Raw genomic sequence first — 502 nt, forward strand, 5'->3', positions numbered from 1 at the left:
ATGATCGGCGAGTTGCAGACTCAGGCTATTCAGCTGTTCATACAAATAGTCAGCAACAGGAGACAACGCTCCCGTCGCATTCAATAAAGTCACACGATAACTCATTTATCTTCCTTGATAATTTAGATGATGTGGGGCGAGTTTACAGTGTAAAGAGTGAGCAGCAACGGATTAGGGAAAAGTTACATGCCTTTAAACAAACTTTGAGAAGCGCGGCTCACTGGCAACTTAGTTTCACCAACATAAACAAACATTCTTCCTGCAAAGTCTTTGTTTACTTTAATGATTTTAGACACTTGCACCACGCTTGAGCGATGCACTTGCCAAAACTGCTCTGGGTTTAGCTGCCCAATCAACTCTTTGAGCGATGTGCGGATCAAATATTCTTGCACTTCCCCCTTCCCTTGCTGTGCATACACCGAAACGTATTTTTCTTCCGCTTTGAAATACAGCACATCAGACGTCGCGATGAGATGAATATCGTCACCTTGCGTGGCTTTAA

1 protein-coding gene is annotated in these 502 nt (G+C 43.4%); it reads right to left on the reverse strand.

Going from position 1 to position 502, the window contains the following annotated elements; all coding sequences use genetic code 11:
• Nucleotides 1-182 precede the first annotated feature (182 nt).
• On the reverse strand, nt 183-502 hold a 320-nt coding region (locus R7R24_RS30850), incomplete at its 5' end, for a LytTR family DNA-binding domain-containing protein (protein WP_318120736.1).

The organism is Vibrio sp. 704, assembly GCF_033339295.1.